At 58.5% G+C, this 17780-nt stretch carries 18 protein-coding genes; 12 read left to right on the top strand and 6 right to left on the bottom strand.

The window, feature by feature from the left end; genetic code table 11:
* Positions 1-10: 10 nt before the first annotated feature.
* The 5 genes from CLR77_RS04225 to pilG form a co-directional block, all read right to left on the bottom strand.
* Complete coding sequence (locus CLR77_RS04225; RefSeq protein WP_406564945.1) at positions 11-856, bottom strand: CheR family methyltransferase; 846 nt, start codon at positions 854-856, stop codon at positions 11-13.
* A gap of 89 nt (positions 857-945) precedes the next feature.
* On the bottom strand, positions 946-3021 hold the full coding sequence (locus CLR77_RS04220; RefSeq protein WP_097459309.1) for a methyl-accepting chemotaxis protein: 2076 nt from the start codon (positions 3019-3021) through the stop codon (positions 946-948).
* A gap of 87 nt (positions 3022-3108) precedes the next feature.
* Complete coding sequence (locus CLR77_RS04215; RefSeq protein ID WP_097459308.1) at positions 3109-3654, bottom strand: chemotaxis protein CheW; 546 nt, start codon at positions 3652-3654, stop codon at positions 3109-3111.
* Between the two features lie 19 nt (positions 3655-3673).
* Positions 3674-4036, bottom strand: coding sequence for a twitching motility response regulator PilH (pilH, locus tag CLR77_RS04210; RefSeq protein ID WP_097459307.1), 363 nt, complete (start codon positions 4034-4036; stop codon positions 3674-3676).
* 55 nt (positions 4037-4091) lie between these two features.
* Positions 4092-4484 carry a twitching motility response regulator PilG gene (gene pilG / locus CLR77_RS04205; RefSeq protein ID WP_097459306.1) on the bottom strand — a complete coding sequence of 131 codons (393 nt, stop codon included), beginning with the start codon at positions 4482-4484 and terminating at the stop codon, positions 4092-4094.
* A gap of 652 nt (positions 4485-5136) precedes the next feature.
* On the opposite strand from pilG, the gene gshB reads away from it, so the two are divergent.
* From gshB to CLR77_RS04160, 9 genes are all read left to right on the top strand, one after another.
* Positions 5137-6084, top strand: coding sequence for a glutathione synthase (gshB, locus tag CLR77_RS04200; RefSeq protein WP_097459305.1), 948 nt, complete (start codon positions 5137-5139; stop codon positions 6082-6084).
* A gap of 175 nt (positions 6085-6259) precedes the next feature.
* Positions 6260-7126, top strand: coding sequence for an energy transducer TonB (locus tag CLR77_RS04195; protein WP_097459304.1), 867 nt, complete (start codon positions 6260-6262; stop codon positions 7124-7126).
* 52 nt (positions 7127-7178) lie between these two features.
* On the top strand, positions 7179-7736 hold the full coding sequence (locus CLR77_RS04190) for a YqgE/AlgH family protein (RefSeq protein WP_097459686.1): 558 nt from the start codon (positions 7179-7181) through the stop codon (positions 7734-7736).
* On the top strand, positions 7729-8172 hold the full coding sequence (gene ruvX / locus CLR77_RS04185; protein ID WP_097459303.1) for a Holliday junction resolvase RuvX: 444 nt from the start codon (positions 7729-7731) through the stop codon (positions 8170-8172). The genes CLR77_RS04190 and ruvX overlap by 8 nt, the downstream gene beginning before the upstream one ends.
* Before the next feature lie 31 nt (positions 8173-8203).
* A complete protein-coding gene (gene pyrR / locus CLR77_RS04180; protein ID WP_097459302.1) occupies positions 8204-8719 on the top strand; it encodes a bifunctional pyr operon transcriptional regulator/uracil phosphoribosyltransferase PyrR in 516 nt (171 codons plus the stop codon).
* Between the two features lie 34 nt (positions 8720-8753).
* Complete coding sequence (locus tag CLR77_RS04175; protein ID WP_097459301.1) at positions 8754-9767, top strand: aspartate carbamoyltransferase catalytic subunit; 1014 nt, start codon at positions 8754-8756, stop codon at positions 9765-9767.
* Positions 9768-9777: 10 nt separating this feature from the next.
* On the top strand, positions 9778-11058 hold the full coding sequence (locus tag CLR77_RS04170) for a dihydroorotase (RefSeq protein WP_097459300.1): 1281 nt from the start codon (positions 9778-9780) through the stop codon (positions 11056-11058).
* Positions 11059-11164: 106 nt separating this feature from the next.
* Positions 11165-11386 carry a hypothetical protein gene (locus CLR77_RS04165; RefSeq protein ID WP_097459299.1) on the top strand — a complete coding sequence of 74 codons (222 nt, stop codon included), beginning with the start codon at positions 11165-11167 and terminating at the stop codon, positions 11384-11386.
* Positions 11387-11637: 251 nt separating this feature from the next.
* Positions 11638-12687, top strand: a complete 1050-nt coding sequence (locus tag CLR77_RS04160; RefSeq protein WP_198962650.1) for a putative solute-binding protein — start codon at positions 11638-11640, stop codon at positions 12685-12687.
* Positions 12688-12741: 54 nt separating this feature from the next.
* Here the strand turns inward: CLR77_RS04160 and CLR77_RS04155 are convergent, their stop codons facing one another.
* Entirely contained in the window at positions 12742-13014 is a 273-nt protein-coding gene (locus CLR77_RS04155) for an HU family DNA-binding protein (protein ID WP_097459298.1), read from the bottom strand.
* 400 nt (positions 13015-13414) lie between these two features.
* Between CLR77_RS04155 and CLR77_RS04150 the strand changes: the two genes are divergently transcribed.
* From CLR77_RS04150 to CLR77_RS04140, 3 genes are all read left to right on the top strand, one after another.
* On the top strand, positions 13415-14437 hold the full coding sequence (locus CLR77_RS04150; RefSeq protein WP_227519796.1) for a hypothetical protein: 1023 nt from the start codon (positions 13415-13417) through the stop codon (positions 14435-14437).
* A 95-nt stretch (positions 14438-14532) separates the two neighbouring features.
* Entirely contained in the window at positions 14533-15567 is a 1035-nt protein-coding gene (locus CLR77_RS04145) for a putative solute-binding protein (protein WP_097459297.1), read from the top strand.
* 121 nt (positions 15568-15688) lie between these two features.
* The gene (locus CLR77_RS04140; RefSeq protein ID WP_097459683.1) at positions 15689-17764 is read left to right on the top strand and encodes a TRAP transporter large permease subunit; all 2076 of its coding nucleotides are present in this window, start codon (positions 15689-15691) and stop codon (positions 17762-17764) included.
* The last annotated feature ends 16 nt before the right edge of the window (positions 17765-17780 follow it).

Genomic DNA, 17780 nt, shown 5'->3' with positions numbered 1-17780 from the left:
ACCACTCCGGTTATTCGTCATCAGTCGGACGGCGAATCCATGCCAGCACGTAGTCGGACGGCACCCGTTGTAGCTCGGGGTGATGCCAGTCCGTCAGTTCGCCCTGTCCCAGGATCAACATCCCCCCGGGGGCCAGTCGCTCTGCCAGGTAGTTGACGATCTCCCGGCGGCGCCACCGCCGGAAGTAAATCAACAGGTTCTGGCAGAAGATAATGTTCATCCCGTGCATGGGTGCCTTTTGTAGTTCCAGTACATTGAGGCGGGCGAAACACACCCTCTCACGCAGTGCCGGAACAATTTCGAGCTGGTTGTTTTCACGCCCGATGAAATACTTTTCTTTTAGCCGCTCGTCGGTGGAGACCAGCTTTCGGGGGCCATAGAGTCCCCGTTTTGCCTTGTCCAGCGCGGGCTGGCTGATATCCGTTCCTGTGATGCCAAAGTACGTCTTCGTCAGTCCCAGGTGCTCCATGCATTCCTGTATCAGCATGGCCAGCGTGTAGACCTCTTCGCCGGTGGAGCAGCCCACGCTCCAGACTTCGAGCGGGTCCGCGAGTAATTCCTCGCGGGGACGGGTCAGCACGTAATCGGAAACCAGGGAGAAGGCGTCGGGATCCCGAAAAAAACGGGTTTCCTGAACGGTCAGGCGGTCCACCAATGTGGCCCACTCGACAATGGCGCCGCCGCCGGAAGCTACCTTTTCGAAATACTCCTGGTAACTCTCGCAGCCAATTTCGCGCATTCGGATGCCCAGGTTCGCCTGAAGGAATGAGCGGCGTTCCGGCGGCAGCGTCATTCCGGTACGTGATTCCAGAAGTTGCTGCCATTGCCGGAACTGCGGCTCATCCATCTCAGGCATCGGCCTGAAAGTCCATGCGCCCGTTGGCGTTTTGTCGTTGCAATCGGCCATGACCATTATTCAGGTACAGCAGTCCTGGCGTCCCGGCCTCAGCCCACCGTGGGCACTTCTTCCTCTTCCATGGTCATTTCGAGTTCGCCTTCCTCTTCCGGCAGTTTGAAGCCTGCGACCGAAGACCGCAGCTGCGCCGCCATTTCGGCCAGGTTGCCGATCGACTTCGCGGTGGCATTGGTACCGGACGATGTCTGGGAGGTGATTTCCTGAATGACGTTCATGGTGTTGGAGATGTGGGCCGCCGACGAGGACTGCTGGCGCGCGGCGTTGGAGATGTTTTGGATCAGTTCCGCCAGGTTCATCGAAACGTTCTCGATCTCTTCCAGCGCCACACCGGCGTCCTGCGCCAGGCGAGCACCGCGCACCACCTCGGCAGTGGTGTGTTCCATCGAGATAACCGCTTCGTTGGTATCTGACTGGATGGTTTTTACCAGTGCCTCGATCTGTTTGGTCGCGGCGGAGGAACGTTCGGCCAGGCGCTGGACTTCGTCGGCAACCACCGCAAAGCCCCGGCCCGCATCTCCGGCCATACTGGCCTGGATCGCGGCGTTGAGCGACAGGATGTTGGTCTGGTCGGCAATGTCGTTGATCAGGGATACGATATCGCCGATCTCCTGGGACGATTCACCCAGTCGCTTGATCCGCTTAGACGTTTCCTGGATCTGCTCGCGGATGTTATCCATGCCGCGGATAGTGTTCTGTACGACTTCTGCGCCTTTCTTGGCGATAGCAACCGAGCGCTCGGCAACCGCAGACGATTCGGCGGCGTTCGAGGAGACCTGGTCGATGGAAACGGCCATTTCGTTGACGGCCGCCGAGGCGCCGGCGATTTCCTGGGCCTGGTGCTCGGAAGCATCGGCCAGGTGCATGGCGGTCGCCTGGGTTTCCTGGGCGGCGGACGCGACCCGCACCGCGGTATCCCGGATGGCTTTTACCAATCCGCGCATCTGGTCGATAGCGTAGTTGATGGAGTCCGCGATAGCACCGGTGAAGTCCTCGGTTACCGTGGCCTCAGTAGTCAGGTCACCGTCAGCGAGGTCAGCCAGTTCGTCCAGCAGTCGCAGGATGGCGTTCTGGTTCTGCTCGTTCTGTTCCTGGGTATGGCGCAGGCGGGAGCGGGACACCCCGATCAAGGCGCCACCGATCAGTACGATAACGACCACCAGAGCCGCCAGTACGATGTAGGCCAGGGTCGGTCCGATCAGGCGCGATTCAGCCTGGTCACGGAACAGGTCCGACAGATTCGAGGTCTGGTTGAGCAGATTCTGCGAGTTGACGAAGATGTTGTTGGCCGCGTTGCGAACCTTGAACAGGTCGGGAGAAGCCTGCAGGATCGCATTGACGTTCTTCTGTACGAAATCGAACAGCTCCTGCACCGATTCCAGACCGTAGATGGCGTCCTGGTCGGTGATCTTGGTGACGCCCATGGCGGAGTTGCCTTCCATCTCGCCATTCAGGACGCGACCGAATTCGCGGGCATCGTTACCGAAGCGGTTCGCTGCGATAACCGCGTCCTTGTCGCCGTTCAGGATGTTGTTGACGCTTCGGGCGATCCGTTCGGCCAGCAGGGACTGACGTTGTGCCTTGGCGACCTGGTCGGCGGGAGCGCCTTTTTCCAGCAGGATCTGGACGATATCGTCGTATTCCGCCTGCAGCTGCGGAATCGTCTCGTTAAGGGTTGCTGCAACCTTATGCAGTGACAGGACCGTGTCTTTGTTGCTCAGGATCTGGTCGGCACTGGTGCGGGCGATGTCCCAGTAATGTTTGACCTGGGTCTGGCCAACTATCGTGCTGGCCGGGAGGCCGGTCTGCGGGTCGCCTTGGGTGATGAAACCCCAGAGGCGGGCAAAATCGTCACGTGAGCGCTGTAACTGGGCGAAGGCCTTGTCCTTTCCCCCGGCAGCTTCGGTGGCGTTCTTTGCGATCTCCTGCGAAAGGACTCGCAACTGGCTGGCGTGTGCGGTGTATTCCTGGTCAAACCGGCTGTTCCGGTTGATGATGAACAGGACCGCGATCAGCAACACGGTCAGTACGACCAACACGGAAATCAGGCCGGCAACAAACTTGTTGACCCCCTGTCCGGTGTTGAATCTTCCGGTTCGTTTCTTCATTTTCTGGCTCCCGGCCTCATCATTGGCTTATTGTTTTCCTGCACGTCACAAGCCCGTTTGTCACTAGAATGTGCGGGTGAATGTCGCTCACCACTGGGATACGTCGAGAAAACGTTCGTCTTCGCTCAGGTTAAACGTTGAGAAGATCTTCCAGACCTCCTCGTTACGCCGATATCCGCCCTGTATAAAGGGACGCAGACTATCCGGTGTCCCCGGCGGCTCCGGCAGAAAACTGTCGACAGCGAAATACTGCATGCCCATTACGTTATCCACGATCAGGCCGCTGAAGACGTCATCCCTTTCCACCACCAGTACCCGGCGATCCCGATAGCCGCGGCTGGAACGGGGAAAACCGAGGAAAATGGCGAGATCGATGATCGGTAGTAGGCGGCCGCGGACGTTGGCCGCGCCGAGCATGAAAGGTTTGACGCCTGGAATATGTGTGTAGCGGGGCACATGGAGGATTTCCACGACTTCGCCCATCGGCGCTACATAACGCTCCCCAGCAAGAATGAATCCGATGCCATTCCATAGCTCGATTGCTTCTTCCTGTGCAGGAAGACCAGCGGCCAGCGATCGGCTGCGTTTGGCAATATCCGTCAGTACGGCAAATGGGGCGGCCTGGGCGGACATGCTTTCTCCGTATGCTGGGTTAAGCCAACAAGTCGTTGATGGTCTTGATCAATTCGTCTTCATTGACCGGCTTGACGAGATAACCTTTGGCGCCCTGGCGGGTTCCCCAGACGCGGTCGGTTTCCTGGTCCTTGGTCGTCACGATAACCACGGGGATATCGGCAGTATCCGGCGAGCGGGTCAGCTGACGGGTTGCCTGGAAGCCATTAAGGCCAGGCATGACCACGTCCATCAGGACCAGGTCCGGATTTTCAGAGCGTGCCTTCGCCACGCCGTCGGCACCGTTGTCGGCCGTCAGCACTTCATGGTTGTACTTTTCGAGCAGCGAAGAAATCTTCTTCACTTCAGTAGGAGAGTCGTCAACAATCAGAATACGGGCCATGTGAATCCTCGGTAACTATATATCTGCGTCAGGTCCAGTCTGCATCAGGTCCAGATTACTGTTCCCGAGCGGGCAGATGCTGGCGAATCGTGTTGAGCAATTCGTCTTTGCTGAAGGGCTTTGTCAAATACTGATCCGATCCGACAATACGGCCTTTCGCCTTGTCAAACAGGCCGTCCTTGCTCGAGAGCATGATGACCGGCGTCGTCTTGAAGGCGGAATTGTTCTTGATCAGGGCGCAGGTTTGGTAGCCATCCAGCCGCGGCATCATGATGTCGACGAAGATGATGTCGGGGTGGGAGTCCGCGATCTTGGCAAGGGCGTCGAATCCATCCGTTGCCGTAATGACTTCGCAACCCACTTTCTTCAGAAGGGTTTCTGCGGTGCGACGAATCGTTTTGCTGTCGTCGATCACCATGATCTTCAGATTTTCGAAGTTGTCTTCCATTGTCCAACAGCCTTGCGCATAAACGGGGAATCGTTATTGTCGGAGGCCAAGCCAGCCAGCGCCGTCTGTATCCGCCCCGGAGTCAGCTCTCCGGCAGCATTGCCACCGAAAAGGATCTGCGGGTAAAACCGGATAATCTTACAGGTTACATTGCACCGGAGTAGGCGCAACCCACTGACGTCGTTGGGTTCCTGTGGCCTTATTTTTCCTGTCGCAGCTGGCACGTTGACGCGCCTTTTTAACATAGAATCGGAAGCCGTTCTATAAACCTTTACTATTTATAGTTTATCGATCTTGACCGCAAAAGATTTTGTTTGTGACCAATTGTGATCGATACGGAAACCGACGCAGTATCTCTATTATAATGCCAGGTTCAACAGCCACTCCCGGGTGTAGCGGCGGCGCAAAAACCTTCCGCTTCCCTACAGTCCCGCCTGCGTTTTTTCGCCATGAGGACTGCACAAATCGACTTCTGTTCTCTCAGCATAGCAGCTATTTAGGCGACTGCACCGCAAGGGACGCACTGAAGCAATCCGTGTATTCCGGGAATGTGACCTTACATTACAGTGTTCGGATAAGCAGCCAAAGCAACATCTCGTCAGCACGCCTGGCGTTCCAGAAGATCCATTCGCAACGAGGGTAGGTAGGCCGGATGACCGTAAAACTGGGTATCGTGATGGATGACATCGCCGCCATCCACTTCAAGAAAGATACATCGCTGGCGATGCTGGTGGCCGCTCAGGCGCGTGGCTGGGAGCTCTATTATATGGAGCAGCAGGATCTTTACCTGCAGGGAGTCCAGGCGCGTGCAAGGACCCGGCAGCTACGGGTGGCAATGGATCCGTCGCACTGGTATGACATGGATGTGGAGCAGGATATTGCGCTGGGTGATCTCGACGTGATCCTGATGCGCAAGGATCCTCCGGTCGATCGCGAGTTCATGGTGGCGACCTGGATTCTCGATGCCGCCCAGCGTGACGGCGCCATGGTCGTCAATCCGCCGTCCGCGTTGCGCGACTGCAATGAAAAGCTGTTTGCGACATGGTTCCCACAGTGCACCCCGCCGCTGATCGTGACGCGGGATCCCAAACGTTTGCGTGCGTTCTATGACGAGCATAAGGATGTCGTCATGAAGCCGGTCGATGGGATGGGTGGGGCTTCGGTGTTCCGTATTCGCGAGAACGACTTCAATCTGGGTGTCATCATCGAGACGCTGACGAATCACGGTGCCCACCAGATCATGGCGCAAAAATACCTGCCGGAAATTACGCAGGGGGACAAGCGCATACTGCTGGTCGACGGTGAGCCGATTCCTTATGCCCTGGCGAGGATCCCGTCCCAGGGCGAGAATCGCGGTAACCTGGCTGCCGGTGGTCGTGGCGAGGGACGTCCGCTCACGGAGCGTGATCGCTGGATCTGCGCCCAGGTGGCGCCGGCGATCAAGGAGAAAGGCCTGCTGTTTGTCGGCCTGGATGTGATCGGGGATTATCTGACAGAGATTAACGTTACCAGCCCGACCTGCGTGCGTGAGCTGGATAATGCCTATGGGCTGGATATCGCCGGCCAGTTGATGGATGCCATTGCCAAGCGTCTGGGGTGATCATGGCCACTCCGGCCTGCTGCCGCTTCTCTCTGCCGAGGGGGTAGCGGTCAACGGCGGGCCGGTAGCGCTTCTTTACAGTATGAAATGGACAAGGGGCGACTTTGCGGTCAAACTCCATCCAACTCTGATTTTGTTAAATTGTAAAATGTCGATCATGTAGCTTATGGCGAGCATGGCTGTACGGGTCAATGATTCAGATCGCCTGACGTTTACCGTTTTTCTCGCGTTGGCACTGCATGCCATCGTGGTACTCGGTATTACCTTCAAGCCGCAGGACCCCCGTCCGGCGGCTCAGACGTTGGATATCACGCTGTCTCATACGGACGACCGGCAGGCGCCTGAGCACCCGGACTTCCTGGCACAGACCAATCAGAAGGGCAGCGGTACCCGGAAAGAAAAGACTCAGATCACGACCACCCGACTGGCGCCGCTTCCGGATGACCAGATTCACAAGATCGAACCGCTTCAGCAGCCGGCCGCCCAGGCCCACCCGCAACCTGCGGTGCGCCACGAATTGACGACGACAAGCCGTTCTGAGCAGGTAGCTCCCTCGAAAACCCCGAAAGTTGCCGAGGATCAGCCAGCCGCGCCGGTCGCGCGCAAGAGCCTGATGCAGCGGGCCCTTGAAATCGCCAGTCTGGAAGCCCGGCTGGATACCGAGCAGCGGGATTATGCGCGCCGCCCCCGGGTCATGCGGGTGACGGCCGCGTCGACGCTGAAGTCCAACGATGCCGCCTATGTGCAGTCCTGGGTCAACAAGGTGACCCGTGTCGGTAATCTCAATTACCCCGACGAAGCGCGCCGGCGCGGCATTCATGGCACGCTGCGCCTGCTCGTGGCACTGTGGGCCAACGGCACCATCAAGGATGTGCAGGTGCTGGAGTCATCCGGTCACAAGGTACTCGATCAGGCCGCCATCCGCATCGTCAAACTCTCGGCACCTTTTGCGCCGTTCCCGTCAGAACTGCGCAAGAAAAAGGACGTATTGGAGATTATCCGTACCTGGTCCTTCGAGCCGGAAGGTATGTCCTCGCGCTAGTCTCCGCCAGACGGTGCTTGCCAAAGCCGCGCGCGATGCGAATACTACCCCTATGACCGAGTCGACTGCGTCCCTCTGCAATCATTTCCTGATTGCCATGCCTTATATGAAGGACCCGAATTTCAGCGGGACCCTGACCTATATTTGCGATCATAACGAGCACGGCGCGCTGGGGTTGATCATCAACCGGCCCATGGACTTCTCCCTGGGTGATATTCTCGAGCAGTTGGATATCGAGTCCGGTCGTCTTGACCTGCCCATATACGGTGGGGGTCCTGTGCAACTGGAGCGTGGTTTCGTGCTGCATCGACCGCTGGGCGACTGGCAGAGTTCCCTGGATCTGGGTAAGGACCTGGCTTTGACCACGTCCCGCGATATCCTCGCCGCCATCGGTGCAGGCGAGGGGCCGGAGGACTTCCTGGTCGCGCTGGGTTATGCCGGCTGGGGTGCCGGTCAGTTGGAGCAGGAGCTGGCGGGTAACATCTGGCTGACCTGTCCTGCTGATCCCGACATACTTTTCCGCACGCCCTGGCAGGGGCGTTTCGCTGCGGCCATGGCGGGTATGGGCATCGATATCAATCAACTTTCCGATTCGGTTGGACATGCCTGATCAACAAACCCCGGAACGTGTCATGGCGTTCGACTTTGGTATCCGGCGCATGGGTGTGGCCATCGGTCAGTCGCTAACCGGCACGGCGTCGCCCTTGGCGATGATCCCGGCTCGCGACGGCATCCCGGACTGGAACCGCATCGAAGCGCTGGTTAAGGAGTGGCGTCCCGATCTGTTTGTCGTGGGCCTGCCCCTGAACATGGATGACAGCGAAAGCGAGATGTGCCGGCGGGCGCGCAAGTTTGCACGGCGCCTGCACGGTATCTATCACCGTCCCTACGCCATGATGGATGAGCGCCTGACCAGTTTCGAAGCCAAGTCGGTAGTACTGGCCCGCGGAAAAAGCCGTAATTTCGGCGAAGCCGGTATCGACGACCTGGCGGCCGTGCTGATCTTGGAGAGCTGGTTCTTGCAGCAGGCACAGTCGCCGACCTAAGATACGCACGCGCTGACCCAGAGGGAGTCGCATGACTGCATTGATCAACGTCGAAAACCTGTTGAAAACCATGTGTGACCAGCTCAAGGGCGAATTGCAGGCCCGCTCGGTCGAGCAACCAGCCCTGATCGGTATCCGCACCGGTGGCGTCTGGCTGGCCGACTACCTGCACAAGGCGCTGGCGCTGGAGGAGCCCTTTGGTGAGCTGGATATCTCCTTCTACCGCGACGACTTCAGTCGCATGGGTTTGAATCCCCGGGTGCGTCCGTCTCATCTACCATTCGAAACAGAGGATCGACATATCATCCTGGTCGATGATGTCATCATGAGTGGCCGAACCATCCGGGCGGCGATGAACGAAATCTTCGATTATGGCCGTCCCGCGAGCATCATTCTGGTGACCCTGTTGGATCTGGGGGCCCGCGAACTGCCGATACAGCCGGATATTGTCGGTCAGTCGCTTCAACTGCAACGTCATCAACGGGTAAAATTGCTGGGCCCCGACCCACTGCGTGTGGAGTTGCGTGAACGCCGCGAAAATACCTGAATCACCCATCACGCTGTTCGAGAGATAGCCGCGCATGAGCACGTCGCCTGCATCCGACCGCCACATCCAGCTCAACCCGTTCGGCCAGCTCCGCCATTTCCTGAGTATCGACGGACTGGATCGCAACCTGCTGACAGAAATCCTCGATACGGCCGACTCCTTTATCGAGGTGGGCGAGCGTTCCATCAAGAAGGTCCCGTTGTTGCGGGGCCGGACGGTCGTCAACCTGTTCTTTGAAGCCAGTACCCGGACCCGCAGCACCTTCGAACTGGCGGCCAAACGCCTATCAGCCGACGTGCTGAACCTGGATATCAGCACGTCGGCGACCTCCAAGGGCGAGTCGCTCTCCGATACCCTGCTTAATCTCGAAGCCATGGCCAGCGACATGTTCGTCGTCCGTCATGCGCAAAGTGGCGCGCCTCACTTTATTGCGCAATCGGTGACGCCGGGTGTCGCCATTATCAACGCGGGTGACGGCCGTCATGCCCATCCCACCCAGGCCATGCTCGATATGCTGACCATCCGTCAGCACAAAGGACGTTTTGAAGGCCTGGTGGTGGCGATCGTCGGCGACATCCTGCATTCGCGGGTGGCGCGTTCGCAGGTTCGTGCGCTGCTGACGCTGGGGGCGGAAGAGGTGCGTATCGTCGGCCCCAACACGCTGCTGCCGCGGGATGCGGAGACGTTGGGGGTTAAGATCCACAATGACATGCGCAGCGGATTGCGGGATGCCGACGTGGTCATCATGCTCCGGCTGCAGCGTGAGCGCATGGAAGGGGCTCTGCTGCCCAGCGAACGCGAGTTCTATCGCCAATATGGCCTGACGACGGAGAAGCTGGCCTACGCCAGACCGGATGCCATCGTCATGCATCCGGGCCCGATCAACCGGGGGGTGGAGATCGAGTCTGCCGTGGCGGATGGCCCACAGTCGGTGATTCTGAACCAGGTGACCAATGGTATTGCCGTTCGCATGGCGGTGATGTCCATGGCGATGAGTGGCCAGCTTGCCGAGCGTCAGGCGGCGGCCGAGACGCAGGCTTCCAAGTGATACTGACCCTATGAAGATACTGATTGAAAACGGGCGGGTCTTCGATCCCGTCAGCGGCCGGGAAACCGAGACCGGCGTCTTCGTCAAAGAGGGCGTAATCGCCGCATTGGAAGCGCCCGAACAGGCGGTGGATCGACGTATCGATGCTCAGGGGTGCCTGATCGTTCCGGGATTTATCGATCTCTCCTGTCACGTGCGGGAACCGGGTGACGACCAGAAAGGCTCTATCGCATCAGAGACCCGTGCTGCTGCTCATGGCGGATTTACGACCCTGTGCACGTCGCCGGATTCGTCGCCAGTGAACGACTCCGGTGCCGTTACCAACCTGATTCTCGATGTCGCGGCGCGCACGGGCGCTGTCCGGGTGTTGCCGGTTGGCGCCATCACCCGCGGCCTCGGAGGCGAGCTGTTGAGTGACATGGCGGGTCTGACAAATGCCGGTTGTGTGGCGCTGAGCAATGGCGACCGTCCGTTGGGCAACTCGCGGGTGCTCAGGCGCTGCATGGCTTATGCCCGCACCTTCGGGTTGACCTTGTTTATTCAGCCGGAAAACAAGGCCCTGGCGGCGGAAGGTTGTGCTCACGAAGGCTCGGTCGCGACCCATTTGGGATTGCCGGGCATTCCTGAGGTGGCAGAGACCATCGCCGTCGGCGAACTGTTGCTGCTGGCGGAGGAAACGGGCGTCCGGCTGCACCTGAGTCAGGTGAGCACGGCGCGCTCGGTAGAACTGATTGGTCGGGCGCAGGCTCGCGGAATTGCGGTCACTGCTGACGTTGCAATGCATCACCTGTTGTTTAACGAATCGGCACTGAGGGGCTTTGACAGCCGTTTTCACGTCCGACCGCCGTTGCGCTCGGAAGCGGATCGCCAGGGGCTGTTGGCCGGGGTGAGGGATGGAGTCATTACGGCGATCACCAGCCAGCATCGCCCACAGGACCCCGCGGCAAAGCAGGCACCTCTTGCGGAGACGGCGCCCGGTCTCTCGACCGTGGAAACCACGTTGGGCATGGGGTTGCGTCTTGTCGAAAACGGTGAGTTGTCCCTGCCGGTGCTTTTGGCTGCGCTCACGTCAGGTCCCGCTCAGGTGCTGGGGCGCACGCCGCCGCGCCTGGATGTCGGCGCACCGGCCGATCTCTGTGTGTTTGCGCCGGGCGAGACCTGGACCGTCACTGCCGCCAGTCTCTTGTCGACAGGCAAGCATGCGGCCGTATTGGGAGAGGCGTTAAATGGTGTCGTCCGTGCGACACTCTGTAATGGTAAAGTGGCCTTTGTGGCTGGCGGCGACGACTGAGTCGGCGCCGCGGTCGTAGGTTAAGGTGTTGGGGCTGAGCCCGCCTGAATCCTGGCATCGATGACAATAACGAGAATTCAACAGGCATCCTGGAAGGAGATCCACCATGAGCTTTCTGATTCTGGTAGCGCTGATCGTCATTATCTGGCTGCTTTGGACCATCTGCCGGAACACCGGCGACGCGCTCGACAAACAGACAGCCCTGCAATACGAGATCGTGTCGCTGGAGAAGCGACTGGAAGAGCTGGCCGATGCGCTGAAGGGAGAGACTCCGGCAGAATCGTCCGTCCCGGCCAAACCCGCCCGCAGCTCGAAAAAGACGACGTGATCCGGTTCGCAAAAACGGCATAGCGTCTGTTATTGCCTGATGTGACGCAATGTCCGGGAAACCCTCCCGAGCCTTGCGTCATGCGGTTTCCGCTTTTCCTGCCCCTCCCGTTTGCCGTAATGCCTGAAGGGCTTCGGCAGCGATGCCAACGAATTCATGAAATCCACTGCTTAGTTTGGCAGCCCTGTCGCCCGTTTGCTGGATAAGCGGGGCTTCTTTCATGCCGTGCCGAATCAAGGTGGATCTCTGCGATGCTACGTTTGTTGCGTCCTCTTTTACGCTCCCGTCTGCTCATCCTGATATTGCTGATTGCCCCGATTAGCCTGTCTGCGGCGCCCAGTGCCCAGGCCGCTGAAAAGGGAAAGGTGATCACCCGGAATTTCTGCGTCTTCGACCCGGTCGGCGCCAACGGCCCGCTCTTTGCCATCGTTAAAACCTTCGTGCCGATCGCCCTAGAGGCTGGTGTCAGGTTGAAGTTGCACGCCTATACCGATGAGCAGGTTGCAGCGGCCGACTTCAAACAGGGGCAGTGCGATGGCGTGCTGCTAACGGGTACGCGGGCACGGCAGTTCAACAAGTTCACGGGATCCCTTGAGGCGCTGGGGGCGATTCCAAACAAGGAAGACATGAAGATCCTGTTCAACACGCTGACCCAGGCGAAAGCCGCGCCGCTGATGACGAACGGAGACTACGAGGTGGCGGGGATTTTCCCGGCGGGTGCAGTTTACCTGTACACCCGGGATCGTTCGATCGATCGTGTGGAAGAATTGCAGGGCAAAAAGATCGCGACGCTGGATTATGACAAGGCTTCACTCACCATGGTGCGTTATGTGGGGGCCTCGGTGGTGGGCGCTAATGCGGCGACGTTTGCCAGCCTTTTCAATAATGGCAGTGTCGACATCTGCTATGCGCCGGCGGTCGCCTATCAGCCTCTGGAGCTTTACAAGGGCTTGGGAAGCAAGGGGGGTATCTTTAAATATGCGGTTGCCTACATGAACTTCCAGGTGATCCTGCATCGCCACCGTTTCCCGCCGCAGGCGGCTCAGATGGTTCGTGACGAGTCACGTAAGAAGATCGATGAAGCCTACAAGATTATTGCGGATGCTGAGGCGGGAGTTCCCAAGAAATACTGGATGTATCCAACACCAAACCAAGTGGAGCAGTACAACGCGATACTGGCCAAGGTCCGCTTGAAACTGCGGGATGAGGGGGTCTACGACGCCCGTGCGCTAAAGCTGATGCGGGCGGTGCGGTGTAAGGTCGATCCCACGCGCGCGGAATGTGCGCTGGCGATGGAGTAGGCTGCTTACAGCCTTCGTTGCGCCGTTCGGCGCGTAACGAAGGCTGTGAGGGCGTTAGCGTACGCTCTCTTTCAGGACCTTGCCGGGCTTGAAGCCGACGGACTTGCTGGCTGGAATCTTGATGGTGGCACCCGTCTGCGGATTGCGGCCTTCACGCGCTTGGCGTTCACGCACGCTGAAAGTGCCAAAGCCAGTGAGAACGGTGTCTTCCTGGCGTGCCGCCGCTGCGGAAACCTGATCGGTGAAGGCAGTGATCACTTCCATAGCCTTTTCTTTGCTCAGGCCGGTTTTGTCGGCAATTTCAGCGGCGAGTTCGGGTTTATGCATCGGCATTCTCCTTTTGGGGTTTGGGCGAACCGGCTAGCCCGGTAGTCGATGGTGAGCGGCTTCCGTTGTGCGTTTCGCCGCTCGCCATAGGGATGTATAGCCGGTGAGAGGGTATTGTCAAACTCTTATCTGGAAACGGTACAAATTTACAGGAATGTGAGAAAGCTTATCGGCTTTGTGGTGTCCGTCTCACAATTCACTGGATGAGTCGTAGATAATGCTTCGACTGTAACTCGTTGGTTACAACAGGTAACAAAACATTTCTCGACGTTCCCTGCACAGCGTCGGTCATCACCCTGATGACGAACTGCCATCATGAATGGCCATAACAAACACAAAAGAAGCGAGGCGGATCATGCGCTTTCCGGGTTCCGGATCTGACGTCCTCAAGGGCTGCCACGTGCGGTGGTCCTGGCTGCTGATGCTGACGGCCTTCCTCGGCCTGTCGGGCTGTGGCGCCATCAATAACATGATGTACAAGACGACTGGCGACGTCATGGTGGGCTTTGCTGAACAGCATACGGTGCCCTATGTCCTGAGCAGTGATGACCTGGGGATGAACTGTGCCATGAGCGAGGCGATGACGCCCTTGCTGATGTCTTTCGGGCAGGTGACCAAGAATCCGGACGAACTGGGCGTGATGATGGACCTGTCCGCGGGTAACTGCGAGGAGCAGAAGGCCTGGAAGTACGAGTTCCGGTACATGAAGGCGTTACGCGCTCAGCAGCCGGAAGAAGCCCAGGATGCCATGATCGTCGAGAAGCGCCATTACATCGTCGCCGCCAAACGCTATTACCGGGCCTGGAAGCATCTCAATGCCCGTTACGGTGATGTGGGCGACAGCAGCTGCCCCTCCTTCGACAATGACCAGAGCGAGTTCATTTATATGATGGGCCTGCTGGCCGGTCTGGAGGCGCTCAACAGCGAAATCCAATCCACGTCGGATAACACCGGCGTTCCCCAGAATATCGCCGCCAAGGTGGCGCGGGCGTCAGGTTGCCTGGACGACGACAAGTGGTGGGGCGTGCCGATGGCGCTGCGGGCGACGGTCTGGGCGATGTTGCCGGGATCCCAACCGCAGGGCGAGGATGCCTTCCAGCGTCTGGCGGCCGCCGATAAAAAAGGTGAGGACGCGCGTGTCCGACTGGCCGATGTGCTTCACGCCATCGCGGCCTGGAACCAGAACAAGACGGCGATGGTGAAAGACATTATCCGGCGTCACGCGAAAGACGTGAGCCGGGTGCCGCCGGATCCCAAGTGGGCCATGGTCGACCAGTTGGCGACACTGAACCTGCAGGCCGTTTCCGATCGTCTGTGGATCGAACACACCGGGCATCGGACGCCGATCGGTGGCTTGGGCACTTTCTGGGACGATAAGAAGCCCAGCAGTGGTGAAGTCATCGATCTGAATTCGATCATGTAGAGAGCCAGGGGCGGCTTACGCCTATCGCGTTCCGACGTTGCCGGGCGGAACGCTAACGATAACAAACACAATCGGGCTAAAAACCCGGATGGCTGATGGAAGGGAGACTGGTGGTGAAACTTTTGGGCAAGCTCAGCGTTGTGATGTGGGTGCTGCTCGGCACCCTGACATGGGTTCAGGTCGCCGAGGCCGGACCCATTAAACGGACATTTTGCGTTTTCGATCCCATCGGGGCCAATGGGCCCTTGTTCAGTGTCATGAAGTCGGTTAAACCGGCGGCCTTGTCGTGGGGCGTCGAGCTGACGATGCGCGCATACACCGACGAGAAGATCGCTGCCGAGGACTTTAAGGCCGGCCAGTGTGATTCGGTATTGTTGACCGGGACCCGGGCCCGTGCGTTCAACAAGTTTACCGGCACCCTGGAGGCGCTGGGCGCGATCAAGAACGAGAAGCAGATGCGTATCCTGATGGAAACGCTCAACCAGCCCAAGGCGGGACCACTGCTGACCAATGGCGATTATGAAGTGGTCGGTATCCTGCCGGCCGGTGCGATTTACCTGTTCACGCGTGACCGCAGTATCGATACGGTCGAGAAACTGCAGGGCAAGAAAATCGCGACGCTCGATTACGACAACGCGGCGGTGACCATGGTTCGCCATGTAGGGGCCTCGGTGGTCGGTGCCAGTTCTGCCAGTTTTGCGGGTCTCTTCAACAATGGCAGTGTCGACATCTGTTACGCGCCGGCCGTGGCCTATACGCCGTTGGAACTCTACAAGGGCCTGAGTCCCAACGGTGGCGTATTCGATTACGTGATCGGTCAGATGAACTTCCAGATCATCATCCACAAGAGCCGCTTCCCGGAAGATTTTGGCAACCAGATGCGCAGCTACACCAACGGTCGCCTGGATGAAGCTTTCGATATCGTGCACAAGGCGCGTGCCGAGATTAACCCCAAGTTCTGGATGGAACCGACACCGGCGCAGGTGGCCAGCTATGACAAGATGCTGCGAGAGGTGCGTATCAGCCTGCGGGATGCCGGTACCTATGACGGTAAGGCGCTTCACTTGATGAAATTGATTCGATGCAAAACCGATCCGAGCCGGGGCGAATGCGCGGAACAGCGCGAATAACCCTGATTCGAGACCGGGGTCTCAGACCCGAGAGCGCCGGGACGGGAGCCCCGGCGCTCTTTTGTATGGAGGTTTTATGGAAACGCCAACCCGAACTCTGGATGCAGAGGATTACCGGCTGATGGAGAAGCGCACCGTCGCCGGCCGCAGTGGACAGGAATGGCTGTCCTCGCTGCCAGCCTGTTTCCTATTGTTGGCCGTGGTGATTTTTAGTACCAGCAGCGACATTCATAACAAGGTGCTGCAGCTCGGACAGGATCTCTGGTCAGGTTACTATCAGCTGCGCTTCGATCCGGTGCAGCCGACCTGTAATCCCGCGATAAATGTCGATGCCGCAGTCCAGCAGCGATTGGCCCAAAAGCCCTCGGGTGACGATGCACTCCTGGGCGGGCTGCTCGATTCAGGTCCCGTTGACCCCAAGGCGATTCGAGCTTCCATCGAGAACGCGAAGAAAGCCTGTCAGGCCCAATTTGCCGATTATCGCTCGATTCAGTCGCGGATTACGCCAGGGGTAAAGGTTTACCGCAGTGTTGAATTGTTTATTGCTGATGTGGTGGCCTTTGGACTGACGGCCCAGCGCTATATCCTGGCGTTGATCGTCATGGTGTGTGCCGCGACCGCGACCTTTACCCGACATCATATCGCCATGCGCGGGATGGAGACGCGGCTGGACTATACGGTGTCGCATTTCCTGCAGTTTCTCGCCAACAGCATGTTGCTGATGTCGAGTTATATGTACCGGAAGATGTCCCACGATTCGGGAGCCATCATGACCACCGGGCAGGAGGTGCTGCATGATCTCTGGATCGGCGGCTTCCTGCTCTTGACCCTGGTCAGCGTCTACAAACTGTTCCGCGTCCCTTCGGAAATGAAGGAAGGCGGCAGCCTTATGCATGCCTTCCTGACGGTCCCCCTCTATACGACCATGTGTCTGGTGTCCGGGTCGTACTTTTCGCTGGTGGCGCACAACGCGGCCGGAATCGGGATCTACCTCGACAAGATGATGGAGTTGTCCGACATGTTCCTGAATGTCGGCCTCTATGTCTGGGCGGGGATGATGCTCAAGCAGACTCGGTTGGCCAGTCTTGTCTTCAACCTGTTCAGGCCCTGGAAGATGCCGCCGGAGCTGCTGGCTGTCGTGGCCGTTATGGTTGCCTCGGTGCCGACGGCCTATACCGGTGCTTCCGGTATCTTCGTTATTGCAGCGGGTTCGGTGATCTACAGCGAGTTGCGCAATGCCGGCGCCCGTCGTCAGCTGGCGCTGGCGGCGACGGCGATGTCTGGATCGCTGGGTGTGGTGCTGCGTCCCTGCTTGCTGGTCGTTGTTATCGCCTATCTGAACCGGCAGGTCACCACCGACAATTTGTACCACTGGGGTGGCTGGGTCTTTTTGCTGACCTCGGTACTCTTTCTGCTGATGTCGATGGTGTTCAATCGGCAGCGCGGCTTTAAGTTGGCACCGGCCAGCGAAGCTTTCCCGGAGATGATCACCGCACTGCGGCCGGTTATTCCGTATATTCTGGTGATTGCAGCGGTGGTCGTTTTTTACTGGCTGGTGCTGGGTGTCGCTATGGACGAGTTCTCGGCGCCACGGATCCTGCCAGTGATCATGCTGGGTATCCTGGTCTACGAGCACGTCCGCTTCAAGGGTTCCCGCGAGCATGTCTCGGGAGAGATAGATCACAAGGGGCTCGAACAGAGCCTGCGTTCCGCAACGACAGAGACAACTTCCGAGATTGGCGCCCTGTTGCTGCTCTTTGGCCTCTCGGTAAGTATTGGTGGTGTCATAGAGCGTTCCGATGTCATGAGCATGTTCCCGCAGGCGCTGGGAAGCCCTTGGTCGGCCATGCTGTTGATGGTGGCGATTCTGGTCGTCCTGGGCATGATCATGGACCCTTTCGGTGCCGTTATCCTGGTCAGTTCAACCGTCGCCAGCATTGCCTATGACAGTGGTATCAACCCGATTCATTTCTGGATGGTGACCTTGGTGGCGTTCGAGCTGGGGTACTTGAGTCCACCGGTGGCTCTCAACCACCTCTTGACGCGACAGGTGGTTGGTGAGGATGAGATGAATGCCTCCTATCTGAAGGAAGGCACCTTCTATCAGCGGCATGAACGGGTCATGATGCCCTTGCTGGTGATGGGGGTCGCCCTGTTGATCGTCGCCTTTGGGCCGCTGTTCTACTACGCACGTTAAGTTGTTCCTGGCGGCA

Origin of the sequence: Mangrovitalea sediminis (genome assembly GCF_002514725.1) — a bacterium.
GTDB lineage: Bacteria > Pseudomonadota > Gammaproteobacteria > Pseudomonadales > Oleiphilaceae > Mangrovitalea > Mangrovitalea sediminis.
This window is presented reverse-complemented; position numbering and strand designations above follow the sequence as displayed.